17 protein-coding genes, 1 tRNA gene and 7 pseudogenes are annotated in these 20,695 nt (G+C 33.6%); 16 read left to right on the forward strand and 9 right to left on the reverse strand.

Annotated features, from left to right (window positions below):
• Positions 1 to 332 precede the first annotated feature (332 nt).
• From O1Q06_RS00985 to O1Q06_RS01000, 4 genes and pseudogenes are all read left to right on the forward strand, one after another.
• Entirely contained in the window at positions 333 to 920 is a 588-nt protein-coding gene (locus O1Q06_RS00985) for an L-threonylcarbamoyladenylate synthase (protein WP_410542772.1), read from the forward strand.
• 17 nt (positions 921 to 937) lie between these two features.
• The gene (locus O1Q06_RS00990) at positions 938 to 1,789 is read left to right on the forward strand and encodes a DNA polymerase III subunit delta' (protein WP_410542773.1); all 852 of its coding nucleotides are present in this window, start codon (positions 938 to 940) and stop codon (positions 1,787 to 1,789) included.
• Between the two features lie 36 nt (positions 1,790 to 1,825).
• Positions 1,826 to 2,618: pseudogene (locus O1Q06_RS00995) on the forward strand (hypothetical protein).
• Between the two features lie 29 nt (positions 2,619 to 2,647).
• A complete protein-coding gene (locus tag O1Q06_RS01000) occupies positions 2,648 to 3,298 on the forward strand; it encodes a VirB8/TrbF family protein (protein WP_410542774.1) in 651 nt (216 codons plus the stop codon).
• 6 nt (positions 3,299 to 3,304) lie between these two features.
• On the opposite strand, the gene O1Q06_RS01005 is transcribed toward O1Q06_RS01000, so the two are convergent.
• Together O1Q06_RS01005 and O1Q06_RS01010 are read right to left on the reverse strand one after the other, a co-directional pair.
• On the reverse strand, positions 3,305 to 4,801 hold the full coding sequence (locus O1Q06_RS01005; protein ID WP_410542775.1) for a proton-conducting transporter membrane subunit: 1,497 nt from the start codon (positions 4,799 to 4,801) through the stop codon (positions 3,305 to 3,307).
• Between the two features lie 348 nt (positions 4,802 to 5,149).
• Positions 5,150 to 6,592: a replicative DNA helicase gene (locus tag O1Q06_RS01010; protein WP_265025034.1), complete on the reverse strand. Its 1,443-nt coding sequence runs from the start codon at positions 6,590 to 6,592 to the stop codon at positions 5,150 to 5,152.
• A 102-nt stretch (positions 6,593 to 6,694) separates the two neighbouring features.
• Between O1Q06_RS01010 and O1Q06_RS01015 the strand changes: the two genes are divergently transcribed.
• From O1Q06_RS01015 to O1Q06_RS01025, 3 genes are all read left to right on the forward strand, one after another.
• Positions 6,695 to 6,777, forward strand: a tRNA-Leu gene (locus O1Q06_RS01015).
• A gap of 23 nt (positions 6,778 to 6,800) precedes the next feature.
• Positions 6,801 to 7,403, forward strand: a complete 603-nt coding sequence (locus O1Q06_RS01020; RefSeq protein WP_353277537.1) for an RDD family protein — start codon at positions 6,801 to 6,803, stop codon at positions 7,401 to 7,403.
• Between the two features lie 95 nt (positions 7,404 to 7,498).
• Complete coding sequence (locus tag O1Q06_RS01025; protein WP_410542776.1) at positions 7,499 to 7,723, forward strand: hypothetical protein; 225 nt, start codon at positions 7,499 to 7,501, stop codon at positions 7,721 to 7,723.
• Here the strand turns inward: O1Q06_RS01025 and O1Q06_RS01030 are convergent.
• Positions 7,720 to 7,887 (reverse strand): annotated as a pseudogene (locus tag O1Q06_RS01030) (IS630 family transposase); the annotation flags it as partial. The gene O1Q06_RS01025 and the pseudogene O1Q06_RS01030 overlap by 4 nt on opposite strands.
• A 66-nt stretch (positions 7,888 to 7,953) precedes the next feature.
• On the opposite strand from O1Q06_RS01030, the gene O1Q06_RS01035 reads away from it, so the two are divergent.
• Complete coding sequence (locus O1Q06_RS01035) at positions 7,954 to 9,408, forward strand: IS4 family transposase (RefSeq protein ID WP_410542423.1); 1,455 nt, start codon at positions 7,954 to 7,956, stop codon at positions 9,406 to 9,408.
• A gap of 5 nt (positions 9,409 to 9,413) precedes the next feature.
• Here the strand turns inward: O1Q06_RS01035 and O1Q06_RS01040 are convergent.
• A pseudogene (locus tag O1Q06_RS01040) lies at positions 9,414 to 9,950 on the reverse strand (IS630 family transposase); the annotation flags it as partial.
• Positions 9,951 to 10,037: 87 nt separating this feature from the next.
• On the opposite strand from O1Q06_RS01040, the pseudogene O1Q06_RS01045 reads away from it, so the two are divergent.
• Positions 10,038 to 10,905, forward strand: a pseudogene (locus O1Q06_RS01045) (IS982 family transposase).
• Here the strand turns inward: O1Q06_RS01045 and O1Q06_RS01050 are convergent.
• The 4 genes and pseudogenes from O1Q06_RS01050 to O1Q06_RS01065 form a co-directional block, all read right to left on the reverse strand.
• Positions 10,810 to 11,237 (reverse strand): annotated as a pseudogene (locus tag O1Q06_RS01050) (IS630 family transposase); the annotation flags it as partial. The pseudogenes O1Q06_RS01045 and O1Q06_RS01050 overlap by 96 nt on opposite strands.
• A gap of 24 nt (positions 11,238 to 11,261) precedes the next feature.
• Positions 11,262 to 11,513, reverse strand: a complete 252-nt coding sequence (locus O1Q06_RS01055; RefSeq protein ID WP_410542777.1) for a hypothetical protein — start codon at positions 11,511 to 11,513, stop codon at positions 11,262 to 11,264.
• 56 nt (positions 11,514 to 11,569) lie between these two features.
• A complete protein-coding gene (locus tag O1Q06_RS01060; protein WP_264336399.1) occupies positions 11,570 to 11,917 on the reverse strand; it encodes a transposase in 348 nt (115 codons plus the stop codon).
• Positions 11,907 to 12,755: an IS110 family transposase gene (locus O1Q06_RS01065; RefSeq protein ID WP_410542778.1), complete on the reverse strand. Its 849-nt coding sequence runs from the start codon at positions 12,753 to 12,755 to the stop codon at positions 11,907 to 11,909. Before O1Q06_RS01065 ends, O1Q06_RS01060 begins: the two co-directional genes overlap by 11 nt.
• A 184-nt stretch (positions 12,756 to 12,939) precedes the next feature.
• Between O1Q06_RS01065 and pheS the strand changes: the two genes are divergently transcribed.
• The 7 genes and pseudogenes from pheS (at position 12,940) to O1Q06_RS01100 (ending at position 20,083) form a co-directional block, all read left to right on the forward strand.
• Complete coding sequence (gene pheS / locus O1Q06_RS01070) at positions 12,940 to 13,983, forward strand: phenylalanine--tRNA ligase subunit alpha (RefSeq protein WP_015588323.1); 1,044 nt, start codon at positions 12,940 to 12,942, stop codon at positions 13,981 to 13,983.
• Entirely contained in the window at positions 13,984 to 15,219 is a 1,236-nt protein-coding gene (locus O1Q06_RS01075) for an NTP transferase domain-containing protein (protein WP_410542779.1), read from the forward strand. It begins immediately after the preceding gene.
• Positions 15,220 to 15,301: 82 nt separating this feature from the next.
• Positions 15,302 to 15,685, forward strand: a pseudogene (locus tag O1Q06_RS01080) (hypothetical protein); the annotation flags it as partial.
• Positions 15,683 to 16,149: pseudogene (locus tag O1Q06_RS01085) on the forward strand (IS630 family transposase); the annotation flags it as partial. The pseudogenes O1Q06_RS01080 and O1Q06_RS01085, both read left to right, overlap by 3 nt.
• A gap of 115 nt (positions 16,150 to 16,264) precedes the next feature.
• Positions 16,265 to 17,270 (forward strand): IS630 family transposase gene (locus tag O1Q06_RS01090; protein ID WP_410542780.1). Its coding sequence is split into 2 segments (ribosomal slippage): positions 16,265 to 16,726 and positions 16,728 to 17,270, totalling 1,005 coding nucleotides; the frame shifts between segments, so codons are not numbered across the junction.
• 218 nt (positions 17,271 to 17,488) lie between these two features.
• Complete coding sequence (locus O1Q06_RS01095) at positions 17,489 to 18,814, forward strand: dihydroorotase (RefSeq protein ID WP_410542781.1); 1,326 nt, start codon at positions 17,489 to 17,491, stop codon at positions 18,812 to 18,814.
• Positions 18,815 to 18,898: 84 nt separating this feature from the next.
• The gene (locus tag O1Q06_RS01100; RefSeq protein ID WP_410542782.1) at positions 18,899 to 20,083 is read left to right on the forward strand and encodes a ribonuclease D; all 1,185 of its coding nucleotides are present in this window, start codon (positions 18,899 to 18,901) and stop codon (positions 20,081 to 20,083) included.
• Here O1Q06_RS01100 and coaE read toward each other — a convergent pair.
• Entirely contained in the window at positions 20,073 to 20,654 is a 582-nt protein-coding gene (gene coaE / locus O1Q06_RS01105; protein WP_410542783.1) for a dephospho-CoA kinase, read from the reverse strand. The genes O1Q06_RS01100 and coaE overlap by 11 nt on opposite strands.
• Positions 20,655 to 20,695 lie beyond the last annotated feature (41 nt).

The following is a 20,695-nucleotide window of genomic DNA, read 5'->3' on the forward strand; positions in this document are numbered from 1 at the left end:
TTCAGTATGGCTTTTTTCCATTATTTTCTATTCGTTGCTTGTATAGCGGGAATTGGTATAAGCAAAATATTATTAGAATGTTAATTCATCAAATTGAAATCAATCACAATCACTTGTATATAGTATTTCGCATAAAAAGTCTTGCAAATTTTGATCAAAATAGCCATAATAGAATTATACAATGTTGTACTAGCAGTCAAAACGAGCAGTTGCTAATAAAATTTACTGTAAGTATACAACAGATGCGTGCTAGCCATTTCGGTATCTTAATTGCTACCATATAGCGAGATAACAGTAAACCCAGAGCTATTGTAGACATAAGTTTTAGATATATGGTATTTGAAGTAATAAATGCAATAAAAAATAATTTGTTAGCATGCTTTCCAACAGAGACAGTATATGCTCTTTCTTGTAATGCGCTAGGTAACGAATCTATAGAAAAAATATATCGAATAAAAAAGCGTTCTCAAAACAAGCCGCTCTCTGTATTTGTTAGTAATATTGATAGTTTGATAAATATAGCAAAGGTAAAGGAAGAGTATATCGATTTAATAAACTATTTTTCTCCTGGACCAATGACCTATATTTTACCACTTCAAGATAACAGTATATTACCAAATGAGTTCTTTAAAGATAGTATAGGCATAAGAATTCCTGATCATCCTATTGCGATTTCAATATTAAATGAACTGAAAACTCCAGTAGTTGCAACTAGTATTAACATTTCAGGAGAAAAAAGTATATGCAAAGCAAGAGATATACCTCAGTCTATTAAGCAACACTTATCTGCAGTAATTGAAGATGATGAATTAGTTTCTGGTATAGAATCTACTATTATTGACTTAACTAGAGACAAGATTAAGGTTTTAAGAAAAGGTAAAATTTCATTACAAACAATAAATAACGAATTTCCAAACTAAGATCTATAGGAGAAAGAATGAAAAAGGTGATAGGCCACAACCAAGCAAAAAAAAAGATAGTGAACAACTTGTCTGTTCAATCTTGGCTGATCTGTGGTAAAAAAGGTATAGGAAAAGCAACATTCGCAAAATCCTTTTCTAATTGGTTTCTTATAAAAAATTACGATGAAGTAGCATTGGACTTACACATTATTGAAGGTGATACAATAGGAGTGGAAAAGGTGAGAGAAATGAAAAACTTTTTGCACTTAAGCCCCATTCAATCAGAATATAAAATAGCTATAATAGATAGCTTAGAGTCAATGACTAATAATGCTAAAAATGCAATATTAAAAATATTAGAGGAGCCGCCACAAAATTCTAAAATACTTATAATTAGCCATAAACCATATGATATACAAACCACCATCCGGTGTAGGTGCTTTCAGCTGAATTTACTTCCGTTAACTTACGATGAAACAAAGCAGGTTGTTTCATCTCAGTGTAAATTCGACGATAAAGTATTTAGTGAGATCATTACTTTGTTTCCTGGAACTCCGGGAGTAATAATAAATGCAATAAAAAGTGGTGCTTATGAGTCACATAAGCATTTTTATACATTTTTCCGTAATCTAAATAATTCTGATATAGTTAATAAAATAATTAATAGTGAGATTGAGCTAGAACTAGCATCACATATAATTCAAACCTCCATTTTAGAAAGTATAAAGAAAGAAGTAAATAATGTTGAAATTCTACTAAGTCAATGGAAAGAAATAGATGAACTTTTCGTTGCTGCAAAGCAATTTCGCTTAGATAAAAAGCATGTTTTAGCTAATATAGTTAACATCATGACACAAAAATGTAATACTTTTAACATAAATTTATGATAAAATTCTGCTAATTTAATACTGAAAGTATATAACTTGAATGATAATAAATTAACTGTATGGCAATCAATAGAAGTTTTAACAAACACTATACTGAACATGCAAAAAGAATTGAGTTTAATCAAGAATACATCTTTAGATCAAGACGTCACTTTAGAAAAAGGGAAGGAGCTATCAAGTGGCATCTATGAGGCAAATTTTAAGCTAAACAAGTCAATCAATATAGCTACTTTGCCAAAAATTGGCTATTATATGCTCAGTAGTGAGCTTGTTGTACGTAATCATATTACGAAAGAGGAAGTAAAGATTCCTAGAGATTTTCATTATCTTAAAGTTATTAAACTCAATCATGATGACTATAAACTAACGTTTTGTAATTTTTTGGGTAATGAGTTTTTTGAATATAAAAAGTATGATCCACAATATTCTGATCTTTCAGATGAATATAAATTCGTGGATTTTGGTAGTGTAAAAAAGACTAATAATCTAAAATTTAAGGAGTATGTTGGTCATGCACCTAAATTTTGCTGTAGGAGGTCTTATTGAGCCTGGATCTGAAAACCATGTAATTGATCTATTTGAGCTAGTCAGAGACGGTAAAGGCAGAAAAGTGGGAACCCTTGCTGATGAATTTGGTTATTTTGATGATCAAAATAAATTACACTACTATAATTATCACAAAAGTGCAGAAAGTAATACTTATGATCCCGAAAGCTTCAGTGTAAAAATGATAAATTTAGATGTGAAGAAAATTGATAAATTTCATCTTATTGCAGAACAAGGTGATATAATCATTCATACTATTTTGGAAAATTTAGACATATTTTAAAGTTTTTTTAGAGTTATTATAATTAGGTTATGGAAGTTGAATCAGTAAAAAACAAAAGTTATTTCAGGAAAGCAGTAGAATGGTATTGCCACAGATACCTGTTCTGCGTTGTAGAAAGATCTTGGATGGCGTTAATAACGTTACTTCTCTTAGTATGTTTATTTTTATCATTACTAAACATATACCTATTACTTCCTGTTAAAAAAGATTTAAATTTTGTGAAGTACACGAACCACACAGAAGATGAGTTTTCTACAATACATAAACTTAGTTTTAGTAAAAAAGAAGATGAATACACTTCCATAGCAAGGTACTTGGTAAGTCAATACGTTGAAGCATACGAGTCCTCTCAGATCGTTGAATCAAAGTATCAAGAAAATTTTATAAAAAACAATTCTATATATAAAATCTATCAAGACTTTCAGGAAAAAGTAAACAATGAAGCTGTTTCATCCACAAAAAAAATTACCAACACAAACGTAACAACACTATCTATTGACCGATCGATCAAGGACTTAGTTAAATTTGCTGGAAATGCCACTGTACTTTTTGCAGCTGAGCAAAATAAGAAAATGAAAGACTATGCTGTGGAGGTTAGCTTTACTTTATCAAACATGAAAGCAACTCTAACTGGTATAATACCATTTAAATTTATTGTTAACGGCTATAAATACAGCTGATTACATTTAAAAAATTACTTGGTAGTTAAAAAAAATAACTAAAGTGCATACAGCAGTAACAACTGGAGGTAAAATTAGAAGCATTGGTGTCTTTTTAATAAAATAATTTCTAGAAGGTTTTAAGAAAAAGGCATTGTAAATTATCGGTAAGAAGTATAGAGCGTTGAGTATAGTACTGACAATTAACACCAGAGCTACAAATACAGAAAGTGTTACATTACTAGAGTTAAAAACAGCTTGAAAAATGAAAAATTTGCTCCAAAAAGTCGGAGCAGGTGGTACCCCTATCATGGACAATGCACCTATAGTAAATGCTATCATACTAATTGGCATACTACGTCCTATACCGTGAATTCTATCTATGTATTTCTCACCTGTTTTCGTTATTATTGCTCCAGCAGCGAAAAATAAAGTGATTTTTGCAAATGCGTGGCAAACTAATTGAAAAATTGCAATCCTCATGCTAAATTCACTAAAAATTGAAGCGAACAATATAATATATGACAACTGAGAGATAGTAGAATAAGCAAGCAATTTCTTTAATTCCTTTTGCTTTAATGCAATTAACGATGCAGTAATAATAGTAAATCCAGCAGCGTACGGAAGCCATCCTCCAGCAAACCAACTTTGCTGTGCAAAACGTTGCATATTATCGATGCCAAAAGTGTATAATATAACTTTGATGATGATGAACACTCCTGATTTCACAACAGCAACAGCATGTAGTAGTGCGCTTACAGGAGTTGGTGCAACCATTGCTTTTGGCAACCAAAAATGCATTGGCATTAATGCAGCTTTTCCTATTCCATAAATCAGCATAGCAAAACACACTGCAATAAAAATTATGAACGAAGTATCAAACTTGAATATTCCACCTCTTACAAAGTCTAAAGTATGGAATTCATTATATAAGAGACCTATTGCAGGAAAAAATAACACTAAAGAAGAGAAAAATAGTAAACCAAAGTAATAGCGTCCTGCAATTACTGATTCATTTGTTGAGTTGTGAGTAATCAGAGGGTATGTACTAATAGTTAGAAGCTCGTAAAAGACAAATGTAGTGAGCAAATCTCCAGAAAAAGCAATAAACATTGCACAGCTAATCGCTATTGAAAAAAAGCATAGAAAACTCGAGTAGTTACTATCAGCATAGTTATTTCGCATATAACATATTGCATATATACTGGTTAGTACCCACAAAAATGATATTAATAAACTGAATATTGCTCCACTAGACTCTAACTTTAAACTAATATGCAAATTATTACCAAAGTCCATGAGAATAAATTGAGAATGATCACCATACACCAAATATAAAGTGCATAGAGATGTATACGCAAATAGAAGCATAGAAGAAACAACAGTAATGCTACTGTTCACTCTGGGCCATTTACTAGTAAAAGAAATAGCTAATGCACTTAAAAGTGGGATCAACGCAGTAATTAACAAATAATTCTCAGTAATAAAAAGTGGCAAGGAAAGAGATATTAAAACAAAATCCATTAAGTAATTCATCTTTCTGTTTAGGTAAAGCTAAAATTATATTCAAGTTATAGAGAATTTGCTATTTTTTAGTTGTATATCGGAAGTGTTAAATAAACCATACGCATCAAGTTAAGAAAAAGTGGCGTAAGGAAGAAAGGAAATAAGAAAAAACTATTTTATATATTAAGTAATAAGGTTAGTAATTTATAGATCTTTCTAAAAAATCATCTTATCCTAGATAAGAATTTCCTAAAAAAAATAAATGTAACAAATAAAATGCCAATCTTAAATATTGCTATGTTTCACGATAGCTTCTTAATTTGGCACGTATGGTTTGTTAAACACTTCCAGAATTACTCAAAACCGCTACAGACTATATCTTTCTGTATAATCTTTAAATGCACCTCTATTGGAGTCAAAATGTAGCTTCACACTGCCAATTGGCCCGTTTCTTTGTTTTGCAATGATCAGCTCTGCAATATTTCTAATTTTCTCCATTTTCTCTTGCCACTCTCGATGTTTATTACTTCCTTCATTTGGTTGCTTTCTTAATTCATAATATTCTTCTCTATAGAGGAACATTACTATATCTGCATCCTGCTCTATGCTTCCTGAATCACGTAAATCAGAAAGTTGTGGTTTTTTATCATCCCTTTGCTCAACAGAACGAGAGAGCTGTGATAGTGCAACAATGGGAATATTTAGTTCCTTTGCAATTGCTTTTAAACCCTGCGTCACTTCTGAGATTTCTTGCACTCTATTTTCACTACTCCTTTTTGTTGTTCCTCGAATTAATTGCAGATAATCTATAAATACCACCTCCACATTGTATAGTTGATATAGCAGTCGTATTCTGGTACGAAGGGCACTAATTGATAGAGCAGGAGTATCGTCTATTATGAAAGGTAATTCTGATAGATCTGTACTAGCATTAATGAATTCATGTAATTCAAAATCACTAATTCTCCCAGTCAGTGCCTTATAATAACCAATGCCTGAATCTATAGTAATCAATCTTGCGGTTAATTGCTCTGCTGACATTTCAAGTGAGAAAAAAGCTACGTAGTGTTGTTTATCTGTTCTTTTTTGCAAAATCTTACAAGCGTTAAGTGCGATGTTCAGTGCCAATGCTGTCTTTCCCATTGAGGGCCTTGCAGCTATAATTAACAGATCAGATTTCTGCAAACCACCAAGAAGCTGGTTTAGATCTTGAAGTCCGGTTGTAATACCTAGAGCCTCTGGGTTATTCTTCAGCTTGCTGATCTTCTCAACCACATCTTTAATTGAACTTGCAAGCTTTATATATGTCTTATCACCTTGCTTTTTTACTGCTAAGTTGAACAATTTTGTCATTGCCTGCTCAATTTGTAACTGTGCAGGATTTTCAATGTCGTAGTTGTAACTATCGTCAACTATCTCCTGCCCGAGCTTGATTAAGCATCTCCTTAAATAAGTATCACGGATTATTCTGGTCAAGCTATAGATATCAAGCGCAATGCTTGCCTTTGCTGCAAGTTTTGCTAGGTACTCAACTCCACCACATTCGGCAAATGCTTTATCATTTTCAAAAAACATCTTAAGGCTTAGTTCATTGGCAACTATGCCGTGTTTTCTGGTTTTAGATATCTGGGTAAAAATGCTTTGATGTAGTGGATCATAAAAATTGTCTGCTGCAATTATATCTTCAACTGCATCACAAATTCTATTATCACGAATCATTGCACCAATGAGCATTTGCTCTGCTTCTAAATTGTGTGGCAATTTACATATTTCTTCTCTTGAATCAATAAGATTAGCTAATTCATTCATTTTAAGTTTTCAGAGTAATGATTGATTATTGTAGAATATTCAGTCCTTACTTAAAAGATAAAAAATTTGACTAATCTTGTGTTGCTTATAGCATTAAAGTAGGCCCCTGTGGTGGAATGGTAGACACGGCAGACTCAAAATCTGTTGCTTGCAAAAGCATGCTGGTTCAAGTCCGGCCAGGGGCACTCAAACATTGGAAAATGCATATATGTTACATAAATTTTTTAATCGTTTATTTTCCATTCTTTCTTCTATAAATGCTATTCAAAAAGTGAAAAAGGATGATAATGGAATATGCTATGTAACAGGACTTAGACGCTATTTGTCAGTACTGCTTGATTTAATCATCATCGTTTTATTTTTGCAGTTTTGCGGTCAGGCCTTAAATCAACTCTTCATGAGCTCGGAGAGCAGTAAAATATTAGGCCAAATTGCTGCAAAATATCAAATGCAGGTGCCACTATCTGCAGAGGAAACAGCAATGCAGAGTAAACTAATCAAGTTATTAATTCTAAATCAAATAGTTCAATTCATTATGCTTTTTAGTTATGTGGCATATATGTGGATAAGGTTTGGTGCTACACCTGGAAAGTTATTACTTGGGCTTAGAGTTGTGAGTGCACAAACTTTTGAAAAATTGACTCTAAAACAAGCAATAAAGAGGTTTTTTTCCTTTATATTGTCAACAGCACCACTATTCTTGGGTTTTATATGGGCAAACTTCGACAAACGCTGCCAAACTTGGCACGATAAGATCGCAGACACAGTGGTTGTCATAAATAAGAGTCTTAAGCGTGATAAAATGAACTAAATTCGTTAAAAATAAGAAAATTTTAATAACTTTATTGATTCATTTTAATATATCATTAATTAATGATATATTAAAATGAAATAGTAGGTAAAAATATGCCAAGTATTACTCATGGTCAAAGTATGGATTCTATTAGCGATAGTATTGTACATATTGGTGGTAATGAAATAAGAGAATGCGCAATTGAGGCGCTAGAACCATTTAAGAACGAATTAGAAGCTCAAAGTTTTGACCTTAATGGGCTAGGAACTTCTGACCTAGTTAAAGCATGGAAGAAGATAGAAGATTTTAAAGATGCTTATACCAATTCTCATTATTAATGAACCAAATAAGAAGCATAGCAGAGTTGTTTAACCGTGGAAGGGGAAAGAGAGGTAATAAATTTACACAAAGCGCATTCAAGCAGAACAATTGTATCGTAGATTTTATTGCGTAAAATGTTCTGTTTTATATATAACCAAAACCTCTCAACAGGATTGAGTTCTCACTTTTACCCACAAGTATAAAAAGCAAGTAAGATAGAGAAAAATATACTTAAGATGAGGTAAAAATGTGTGAAGTAAATAGAAATGTACAATGTGCTGATGGCTTAGGAGATAAATGGCTAGAAAAAGAGTTGAGACATGTTAATCTGGGAGATGTAAGACTTAATACAAGACTTATTAAAACAAGCTATTTAATAGAGAATAAGGCGTCTGGGTCAATTAGTCAAAGCTGTGTAGGATGGAAAGAAGCTAAAGGTGCATACAGATTATTTAGCAATGAGAAGCTTGAAGCTAAGGAAATTTATTCTTCCCATTATAAAGAAACTATGGAAAGGATAAAAGGAAATGAGCTGGTATTTTCAGTTCAAGATACAAGTTATTTGGATTTTGACTCTCATATAAAGACTAAGGGTCTAGGTAGTATTTCTAAAGCCTATACAAAATATAAAAAGGGTTTGTTATTGCACAGTAACTTAATGGTTAACAAAGACGGATTACCTTTAGGGCTATCTTCTCAACAGTGTTGGGCACGTTCTATCAGGGAAGAAACAGCCCAAGAAAAAGCAAACAGGAAATACCGTACTGCTATAAAGGAGAAAGAAAGCTATAAGTGGATAGCGGCACTAAAAGAAACCCTAAATAACCTCGCAGAAGGTGTACAGCTTGTTACTATTGGTGATAGGGAAGCAGATATTTTTAAGTTTTTATGGACTGTTGAATCATTGGACAGTTTTTATGTAATCCGCAACCGAACTAATAGGAAATTCATCTGTATTGAAGGGGGAAAAACGGATTTGCAAACACGTATAACTCAACTGCCTGTAAAAAAGGAAATTGTCTTGAATGTTGCTGAAAATAAATACCAGATCTCAAGAAAAGCTAACATTGAAGTCAGGTATATGAAAGGCTATATACCTATCAGATCTCCTTACATTTATGGATCGAAAGATACAGAGCATAAAATAAGTGATAAAATCGCTATATATGTAGTAAGTGCCAAAGAAACAAATCCTCCTGAAAGAGTAGAAGCTATTGATTGGACTTTGCTGACTAATGTACCAGTTAATAGCACTTTAGATGCTATAGAAAGGATAAATTGGTATAAGCTAAGATGGAAAATCGAGGAGTATTTTAGGATTTTAAAATCAGGATGTAAGGTAGAAAGCTCTCGTTTAGCTACAAAAGAAAGATTAGAGAAATTAATCGCTATAAAGAGCATTATTGCATTTAATATTTTATATTTAACAAAAATCGCTTTATCGAATCCTATGGAGGTTTGTACTAAGGTTTTAAGTAATGAAGAGTGGAAAACCCTTTACATACGTGAGCATAAAGTAGCCAAATTGCCAGAAGAACCTCCAAACATAAAACAAGCTATTATTTGGTTAGGAAAATTAGGTGGATTTATGAATAGAAAAAGTGATAATTTACCAGGAACTATGACTCTATGGCGTGGTTATGAAAACCTCAGGGAAAGCATGGTTATGCTTCGCATAATGACCTCTCAAAGTTGTGGGTAAAAGTGAGGATTGAGTTCAGGTGAGTATGGTGGTAGGTATATAATTTCGATATTTTTAGGTGCCTTTAAATTTTTTGACTTATGCCAACTAGCGCAATCCATCAAGAGAAAAGCCTTTCGTATTCCTAAATATTGCGACATCTGTTCAAGGAATATATTTATACAATCAGTGTTGACGTTTGGTGCAAATAAGCTAAAATTCTCTCCATTTCTGGGATTAACTGTACTATAGAGATAAAAATTTTCCCTACCTAATTTTACCTTAACCTGTGTCCTACTGCCTTTTTTAAACCACCCATGTCCAACTTTTGAATGTGTACCAAACCGTGATTCATCGAAGAAAAATAGCTCTTTTTCAGAATGCATGACAATAGTTTCATTGAGGTTTTTTTTAAACTCCTCTTGCTTGTTTTTATCTTGTCCACTATGAACTGGTCTTGGTGTGATATATGAGAATTTCATTCTTTGCATATTACGATGTATTGCGGATTTTCTGATATTCAAACCAAATCTTTCTTGGATTCTTATTCTCATTTCTCTAATAACGCTAATTCTGGATTAAAGAGAGAATAGAAAAGTCAGGAGAGTAGGGTAAACTCAACAAATAGAAAAAAATAGATGAGGTTACCCATGGAAGATATAACAAAACTGTTTTGTCTGGTCGATGATTTTTGCAGAGATATAGAGAAAAATTTTGCAGATAAACTACTGCCAAACGGTAAAAACCCACAAGAGTGCCAGAAATTACACATTCGGAAATTATCACAATAATCCTCCTGTATCAGCAATCTCCCTGTGAAAATTTTAAGGCTTTCTACCTGCATTACCTAACATTGCTCTACAAACAGAGTTTTCGAAGTTGCCTTCATACACTAGGTTTGTTGCTCTAAAGTCCAGGGTTTTGTGGCATTTAGCCATGCTATTACAGTGCCTTTGCGGATGGTCAGAACTTACTGGAATCTCATACATAGATACAACTCCTATTGCAGTTTGCCATGCAAAAAGAATATCAAGAAATAAGGTTTTTGCTGGAATTGCAAAATTAAGCAAGAGTACATATGGCTGGTTTTTCGGCTTTAAACTACATTTGATAATTAACGAGAAAGGTGAAATTCAAGCTTTTACGCTTACAAGAGGTAATGTTGACGATAGAGAGCCTGTAGCAAACCTAACTAAGAAATTAACCGGTCTTTTGTTTGGTGATAAAGGCTATATTAAAAAAGAGCTTTTCCAAGAGTTGTTTAACCGCGGTTTGAAACTTGTTACCAAGGTGAAAAAGGGGATGAAAAACGCATTAATTTCACTACATGAAAAGATTTTGCTGAGAAAAAGGTCGATCATTGAGACGATTTTTGGCTACCTCAAAAATAGACTTGAAATTGAACATACTCGCCATAGATCTCCTGTTAATTTCTTGGTTCACATCTTTTCTACTCTCATTTCCTATTCCTTGAAATCCAAAAAGCCTTCCATTTCCTATACTTTCTTCCTTCCTTAATCCAGAATTAGCGTTAATAGTAATATTGGGGTTTTCCTCTATCCACAACTCAATTCGTTCAAGTTGACTTTGGTTCAATATAGTTTTTCTACGGCGTTGAGGTGGAGCAAATAATTTTTCTTCTCTTCCAAATTTTATGTGCTTTATCCATGTAGTAATTGCCTTTCTCGAAATGCAACATATTTTTGCTACAGCTGTTATACTGTGCTTTTTTGCTGCAATTACAGCATTTAGTTTTTTTTTGCAACATACGCATTATTTCTTACTCTCTTCAGCATCTCTTTTGCTGATTTCACCACTTTTTCATCCAATAATTTTGATCTTAATGCCATCTAAACCTCGCTATTTTACTTACTTCAGTATGGCTTTTTTCCATTATTTTCTATTCGTTGCTTGTATAGCGGGAATTGGTATAACATCTTCTCCAACCATATATTGAATACCTCTTTGTCACACCCACCTTTGAAAGTCATTGGTGCAATAAATCTCATTCCAATCCACCCGGCTACTATGCTGATTCTCTCTCGCTGGAATATCTGCATAAATTTTCTTTCCTCTTGGAGCACGTCCATATTCTCGGTATAACTTATTATCAACTCCTGCTTCATCTATATATAAGATGCTGGAATGGTCTATTTTTGAGATTTTATCAATAAATTGCTGCCTATCTTCTTGATTGCGCTCTTGATATAGTGTGACTTTTTTTTAAAGTAATTTTTAGCTGTTTTAGTCTATACCAAATTGAATTTATTCCAAATCCAAGATTTTGTTTCATCTCTGCCAGAGTATGATCTGGATTCTTTGTAACATATTCTTCGAGTATTTTTGGGTCTATTTTTCGAATAAAGCTACCGTTTTTAGATGGCTTTAGGCTTTCACCAGCAGCTTTCTTTTTTAACCAGCGGTACAGCGTTGCTATTCCTATCTCCATGAGCTCTGCTATCTCAACCTTTGTCTTCCCTTTTTCTATCATCAATACTGCCTTTTCCCTTAAATCCACACTATATGCCATTATAACTCAAATACTTTATTATACCTTTATCATTTACTTTAGGAAATGCTATAGTTAGCAGTTTGCTTTTTTCCTTCAAATCAGGATCAGAGTTTATTATATCTTCTATGTCTTGCCTAACTTGCTCTAATTGTTTTTTTGCAAATTCTATCTGTTTTTCTATATATTCCCTGGCTTTTCCTGTAACCTTATGCAAACGACACTTATTTGCGTGAACTTCATCGTTTAGATTGCGCTCAATTGCTCTTAGCTCTTTTAGTTCTTCTTGCTTTTGTGAAACTATGTATTCTATTACTTCGTCATTTTTTGTGATAAATTCAGCATATTTTTCTAGTAATTTTGCATCTAATTTATCTGTTTTTGCAAAGTGGTTGCAGGCTTTTGCAAATGCATATACCCGATTTGGGTGAGCTCTGTGAACAGCTATTTTATATTCCCGTAACAACTTTATGACAAGTTTTTTATAACCACCTGTTGATTCTACTACACATAACCTAACAAATACGTTAACTATTTTTGACTTTATAAACTCAGATATAGCTCTTTCTACATTTTCTATACGCTGATGTTTATTATTAATTGAGATATCAAGTGTTTCTTTTGAAACATCAATACCAATGAAAACTGTTCTAGCCATTTTTGTACCTATAAATATAATCAAATAATAATGTAAATGTTGTACAGGATTGTGATTCGATCTTTTTGATCCCCCTACCGTTCGTACTCCATTTTTTAAAGCAAGGAGTGTACTGAGATGCCTACGATTTCTATCAATCAATCCAATTGACAGTATCACTCCTTGCTCATTATAGCCTTGCGGCTTTGATTTAATATACAATCCAGTCCTTTTATACAAAAAACGTTGTAAAGTGTTTACCAACTTAATGCCCAATCTGGATCCCAGTGCCAAGCACTGGGATGACAAGAAGGAGAGTACTGGGATGACACCTTTTTATCCAAATAGTTTTATTGATGATATTAAAGATTGCACTATAATGAAAGTTTAAGCTAGCGTTTTTAAGGTGAATAAAGAGCTAATAAGTGAAATACCTTTACTTGAAGATAAGGCAGTTTCTGAGATTGAAAATGCTGCTTCTTTGCAGGATTTAGAAAAAGTTAGGTTGTCATACTTGGGGAGAAAGGGTGTAGTAAAAGCTTATTTCGATGACTTAAAGAATATAGATGATGCAGGAGAAAAACGCGACCTAGGTGCAGTGATTAATGTTTTACGCAATAAGATAGACCAGCTTATAACAAGCAAAGAAAATGAACTAAAAGATAAAGAAGTTAAGTTAAAACTGCAAAATGAAGCAGTTGATATCACACTGCCTGTCAGACCAGAAAGAATTGGCAAGATTCATCCACTGAGCAAAGTTATAAGTGAAGTAAAGCTCATTTTTGCACATATGGGCTTCAAAGCAGTTGATGGTCCTGATATTGAAGATGAATTTCACGTGTTTGATGCGCTAAATACTCCAAGTCATCATCCTGCGCGAGAGGAGCAAGATACTTTCTACTTAAAGAATAAAATAAACGATAAAAGAATGGTGCTGCGCACTCATACCTCATCTGTGCAGATTAGAACTATGGAAAAGACAAAAACTTTTCCAATTAAAATAGTGGCTGCAGGTAGGGTATACAGAAATGACTTTGATGCAACTCACACTCCTATGTTTCATCAGATAGAAGGGCTTTATGTTAATGAAAATGTCAATATGGGCCAATTAAAATTTACTATTCATCGCTTCCTTAGTAAATTTTTCGGAGATAAAGGTCTAAAAATACGCTTTCGTAATAGTTTTTTTCCTTTTACTGAGCCTTCTGCAGAAGTGGACATAAGTTATAAAGATAGTAAATGGATTGAAGTGCTTGGGTGCGGTATGGTACACCCAAATGTCTTTAAAAATGTTGGAATAGACCATACTAAATACAGTGGCTTTGCATTTGGGATTGGTATAGAAAGGCTAGCAATGCTGAAATATCAAATTAGTGATCTAAGGAGCTTTTACGACAATAGAGTTAGTTGGCTCAACCATTATGGTTTTCATTTTTCGTCTTTAAGATAAGTGACAAATAAATCTTATACATTTGTTGTACTTGCTGCTGGGCATGGTAAACGAATGAATTCAAGCTTGCCTAAGGTTCTGCACAAAATAGGTAATTTCTCCATGCTTGAGCACGTCATTTACAATGCAAAGCAGCTGAATCCTGAAAAAATAGTTATTGTAGTCGATTTGCCTTTAACTCAAAGGATGAAATGCTTTGAGGGTATAAAATTAATTACACAAGAGTCAACGCTCGGTACAGGGGATGCAGTCAAAATTGCAATGAGAAACCTGAAAGAATTGTCAGATATAGTTGTTGTGCAGTATGGGGATACTCCGCTGATAAAAAGCAGCACAATAACTAAAATGATAAGCTGCTTAGGAGAGAGCAATGCTTTAGTTTGTCTTGGGTTTAAAACTAATAACAAAGGATACGGTAGACTAATTATTGAGAACGGTTCCCTAAGAGAAATCGTAGAAGCACAAAATGGTAGAAATAATGATGAGGAATTTCTTGCTAATGCCGGAATAATGGTTGCACGTGAAAAGAATCTACGTGAATTGGTGGAGAAAATAGAGTGTAATAACCAAGCTCATGAATATTACTTGACCGATATCGTTGCCATTGCAGTAAAGAGTAATTTAAATGTCGGCTATGTTATTGCTGATGAGGAGGAGGCAACTGGCATAAATAATAGGAATGACCTTGCAACGGCCGAGTTTTACTTTCAAGAAGAAAAAAGAAAGTTTTTCACTAACTCTGGAGTAACGCTTGTTGCTCCAGAGACTGTTTTCTTCTCTCTTGATACGCAAATTGGTATGGATTCGATTGTTTACCCATACGTTTTTTTTGGTCCTGGAGTAAAAATAGAACCTGGTGTTAGGGTTGGTCCATTTGCCAAATGTGAAAATACAACAATAGGTGATGGTGCAATCATAGGTAATTTTGTTGAAACAAAAGCAAGTGATATAGGTATAAATACTAAGATAAAGCATTTAAGTTATATAGGAAATACTCAGGTAGGGCAGGGCAGTAACATAGGCGCAGGTACCGTTATTTGTAATTATGATGGAAAAAAAAAACATAAAACAAATATTGGAAGCAATTGTTTTATTGGTGCCAATAGTTCATTAATTGCACCGCTTAATGTGCATGATGACTCTGTAATTGCAGCAGGTAGCGTTGTAGTCAAAGATGTGCCAAAGGGAAGTCTGGCAATTGCAAGAGAAAGGCAAATAACAAAAAAAATAAAATAACTTCAATTTTTTACTTGCAATTTATACTATTTTTAATATTTATATGCTTATATATGCATATATTAATCTTTGGAGGATAAAAATGAAAAAGTTACTTACTTTGTTGGCTTGCTGTTCTTTGTCAGCACCGTCTTTTGGAGTTGATTGGGTTAAAGATAGAACCTACACCTCTTCGTCGTATGGCATGCTTGGTATTAATTATGATCTTGGCTATCACTGTACAGATAGCATTAAAATTTCATTTGGTCCTGCAGTTAAACTTGTTATGAGTGAAGGGATTTTAGACGCGGGACTTATGGCAAAGCTTCATTATCATTATAAATTTGAAAATACAGATATTACTCCTTATGTTACTTTTGGTGTAGGAGGAGTTGCTAAAATTCCTCTTTCAGAAAATCAAGGGCCAGACGTAGAAGAATTTTTTTCTTATCAAATAGGTTCTGGTATTAATCTTCCACTTTCAAAGGTTATAGCAACAAAAGAACCTAAAGAATTAGTGTATATAGATGAGTCTGGCATTGATAACACTGAACCTATGGGTATTGCCAGAAAGGACAGCGGTTTTTTATGCCCTAAAATCTGGGAAGAAAACTCAACGAATTAGCATGGTTGCAGCCTTGAGTGGAAGAAAAATAATTGCTCCGTTAACCTTTGAAGGCCACTGCAATATGGATATCTTTAATAAATGGTTTGAGCAGTTTCTGACACCGATTTTGGAACCTGGACAAACTGTTATCCTTGATAATGCTACTTTTCATAAGTCTAATAAGATTTGCTAAAGGAGTTGGTGCAGAAATTTTATATCTTCCTCCATATTCTCCAGATTTTAACAAAATTGAACATTATTGGTTTGCTATAAAAAACAGAACCAGGAAAAACATTCCTTTATTCAAATCTTTTCGTCATGCTGTCGATTCTCCTTTCTTATGACCTTTTTGGACTATTATGGGAAGGGCTATATTTATACCAATTCCCGCTATACAAGCAACGAATAGAAAATAATGGAAAAAAGCCATACTGAAGTAAGTAAAATAGCGAGGTTTAGATGGCATTAAGATCAAAATTATTGGATGAAAAAGTGGTGAAATCAGCAAAAGAGATGCTGAAGAGAGTAAGAAATAATGCGTATGTTGCAAAAAAACTAAATGCTGTAATTGCAGCAAAAAAGCACAGTATAACAGCTGTAGCAAAAATATGTTGCATTTCGAGAAAGGCAATTACTACATGGATAAAGCACATAAAATTTGGAAGAGAAGAAAAATTATTTGCTCCACCTCAACGCCGTAGAAAAACTATATTGAACCAAAGTCAACTTGAACGAATTGAGTTGTGGATAGAGGAAAACCCCAATATTACTATTAGAGAAATGAGAATAAGAATCCAAGAAAGATTTGGTTTGAATATCAGCAAATCCGCAATACATCGTAATATGCAAAGAATGAAATTCTCATATATCACACCAAGACCAGTTCATAGTGGACAAGATAAAAACAAGCAAGAGGAGTTTAAAAAAAAACCTCAATGAAACTATTGTCATGCATTCTGAAAAAGAGCTATTTTTCTTCGATGAATCACGGTTTGGTACACATTCGAAAGTTGGACATGGGTGGTTTAAAAAAGGCAGTAGGACACAGGTTAAGGTAAAATTAGGTAGGGAAAATTTTTATCTCTATAGTGCAGTTAATCCCAGAAATGGAGAGAATTTTAGCTTATTTGCACCAAACGTCAACACTGATTGTATAAATATATTCCTTGAACAGATGTCGCAATATTTAGGAATACGAAAGGCTTTTCTCGTGATGGATTGCGCTAGTTGGCATAAGTCAAAAAATTTAAAGGCACCTAAAAATATCGAAATTATATACCTACCACCATACTCACCTGAACTCAATCCTGTTGAGAGGTTTTGGTTATATATAAAACAGAACATTTTACGCAATAAAATCTACGATACAATTGTTCTGCTTGAATGCGCTTTGTGTAAATTTATTACCTCTCTTTCCCCTTCCACGGTTAAACAACTCTGCTATGCTTCTTATTTGGTTCATTAATAATGAGAATTGGTATTATAACGCAAATACCGCACTTAATAATGTTAAAGTTAGTCAAATCGAGAATGATCCTAGTCATTCTTTAGTTTAGTTGTAGAGTAGCTGCCTGAGTATTAATTTAAATATTCTTTATTGCTAGTTATTATACCATCACTTTAATTTGGTTGTGTTTTACTAAAAAAACTTTAGATTTATTTTGTAATCGATACTCAAATATAATGACACAATCTTGGAATTTATTGCAGAAAGGCCAAAAGGAAGGCTATAAAATTGCGTATACTAATGCTCGTATTATTGACCCGGAAACTAAACTTGATATAAAAGGTTCATTGTTAACTGAAGGGGATAAAATTGTTGATTTTAGCGAATCATTACTTTCAACAAGTGGAGTTGATGAAACAATAGACTGTAAAGGGCTTATTCTAATGCCAGGACTTATTGACATTCACGTGCATTTTCGTGAACCAGGTCAAGAGCATAAAGAAACTATACATACGGGTAGCAAATCTGCAGCTGTAGGGGGCGTTACAACTGTAGTTTGCCAGCCAAACACTGTTCCAGCGATTGATAGTGTTGTCTTGGCTAAATATTTGAAATATAGAGCACTTGAAACTTCACATGTGAATGTTGAATTTTATGCCAAAATTACCACTTCGAAAGAAAAATTAACTGAAATGGAGCTTTTAAAGGAAGCAGGTGCGGTTGGGTTCACCGATGATGGTATGCCAGTTATGAATCCAATGATTATGAGACAGGCACTGCTTTATTCAAGTATGCTTGGTGTTCCTATTGCTCAACATGCAGAAGACTTAAATCTATCTGCTGGTGGCGCAATTAATGAGGGTAAGATTTCTGAAGAATTGGGAGTAAAAGGAATCTTGAGTGCATCAGAATCGGTTATGGTAACTCGTGATATACTACTAATGAAGGACATAGAAAATGTACACTACCATATTTTACATGTCTCTTCAAAAGATTCACTTGATGCTATTAAACGAGCAAAAGATTTGGGGTTAAATGTTACATGTGAAGTAACTCCTCATCACTTTACTTTAACTGAAGATATAGTAAAGCAACATGGAGCAATCGCAAAAATGAATCCGCCACTTCGTACAGAGGAAGATCGTTTAGCTATGATTGAAGGTTTCAAGACAGGTGTGATTGATTGTATTGCAACCGATCATGCTCCGCATGATCTTAGTTCTAAAGATTTGCCACTTGAAAATGCTGCATTTGGTATTGTTGGCCTTGAAACAATGCTGCCCATTTCACTTGAACTATATCACAGTGGACAAATGGGTCTACTTGATGTGCTTGCAAAATTGACATATAAGCCTGCAGATATCATACATGTGCCACGTGGCCGCATACAGAAAAACCTTGCAGCGGACTTAATTTTAGTTGATTTGGATCATGAATGGAAAATTAAAGTTGACAACTTTGCTAGTAAATCAAAAAATTCCCCTTTCGATGGACGCAAAGTGAAAGGGCGCGTAATACGTACCGTTGTGTCTGGCAAAACTGTATATTTACAGAAGGATTAGTTATCATACAGTTGCGTTCTCAATTTCAATCAATTGTAAATATTCAATATAAGTGGTAAAATATAGCCAATGAATAAAAAATATATGCTAATTAGTACGACATCGGAGCTGGAGAATGCATGTGAAGAATTGATGGCAAAAGATCCAAAATTTATAGCAGTGGACACAGAGTTTATTAGAAACAATTTAACCTGCTATCCTAGATTATCACTAATTCAAATTTCTTACGGAGAGAAGAGTTTTATTGTAGATGTGTTAGTACCGGGAATTGACTTATCGCTTATTAAGAAAATAATGCTGAATCGAGAAATAACCAAAGTTTTTCATAGTTGTCGGCAAGACATAGAATCCTTACTCACCGTGCTTAAATGTGTTCCTACTCCCATTTTTGATACCCAAGTTGCTGCTATGTTTTGTCATTATTATCACGACTTTATTGGTTATTCAAAAGTAGTAGAGCAATATCAGGGGGTAGCGCTGGATAAAATTAAAGCTAAAAATTCAGACTGGTTAAAACGGCCATTATCTGAGGATCAATTAGATTATGCAGTAAATGACGTGATACACCTATATGACCTACACCAAATATTGTGCAATAAACTTGAAGAAAATAATAGGATAGGCTGGTTTCAAGAAGAGATGGAATCAATAGTTGATGTTAATAAGTATTTGCATAATCCAAAAGATGCATGGAAGAGGATTAAATTTAATTATGAAGCAAATCCAAGGTTGATGTTAACTGTTAAAGCAGTTAGTGAGTGGCAAGAGACCTTAGCACAGCGTTACAATATAAATCGTAATAAGGTAGTCAATAATGCCGTAATAACTGGTTTAATTGAAAAAAACGTGGAACATATTGATGACATTTTAGATGACCTTAAGAGAAACACAAAAAATATAAAAGAGGAAGATTTATTAGAGTTTATAGATATTTTCAATGAGAATGAGAAGGAATTTGTGCAGCAAAATTATACTCTGTCAGATAATTATGATAAATCTGTATTTGATATACTCTCGATTATTTTGGAGAGCAAATGTAAGGAAAATAACATATCAAGAAAGTTAATTTCATCAAAAGCTGAGTTAGCTGGCTCAATATCTGGGCAGATAGATAAACTATTCAAGGGATGGAGATATGATTTTTTCGGCAGATCAGTAGAATCGTTTTTGAATGCAGGCTCAAGGTTTGAAATTTTAATGGTAAAATCTGCTGATAGTATAGCTAAAATTCGGAGTAATCTTGTGGAGAATAACCGTATCACGTGTTGAGGTCTAACGAGTTTATTATATCTTTCACTTGAGAAAGAACATTTGCGCTGGTATCGATGATAAAGTCGCTCATTTGCTTTTTTTCTTCAATAGGTAGCTGAATACTAGACATTAGATCCAGCTTTTTTTTATCCATATTACGCTCACTAATCCTTTGAGCTTGTACAGCGCTATCTGCATGGATAAAGACAATAAAAAAATCGCAATATAAACGTAATCTAGTTTCCAGCAGGAGTGGAATGTCTAGAACTAGAAACTTTCCGTTGTTTTCTTTCTCCTGAGCAATAAAAATTTCTAATTCATTTCGCACAGCGGAATGCACTAAAGACTGAAATTGCTTCCAATTTTCATCATAAGCTAAAAAATATTTAGATAATACTGTTCTATCTATTTTTCCATTTACTATCACCCCAGGAAATTTTTCTTCTGCGTAACTTATTATGTTTTTGTTTACTTTATAAAGCTGGTGTACGACAGAGTCAGCATCAAACAAAGCGGCACCAAATTCTTTAAAGCAATTGGCTACAAAGCTCTTTCCGACTGCAATTCCACCTGTTAGACCTATTATCATATATCAAAGACTTCTTAAAAAGAATATGTGTCGTAGCTGTT

It is taken from the genome of Wolbachia endosymbiont of Tetranychus urticae (genome assembly GCF_046529255.1).
In the GTDB taxonomy this organism is placed as follows: domain Bacteria; phylum Pseudomonadota; class Alphaproteobacteria; order Rickettsiales; family Anaplasmataceae; genus Wolbachia.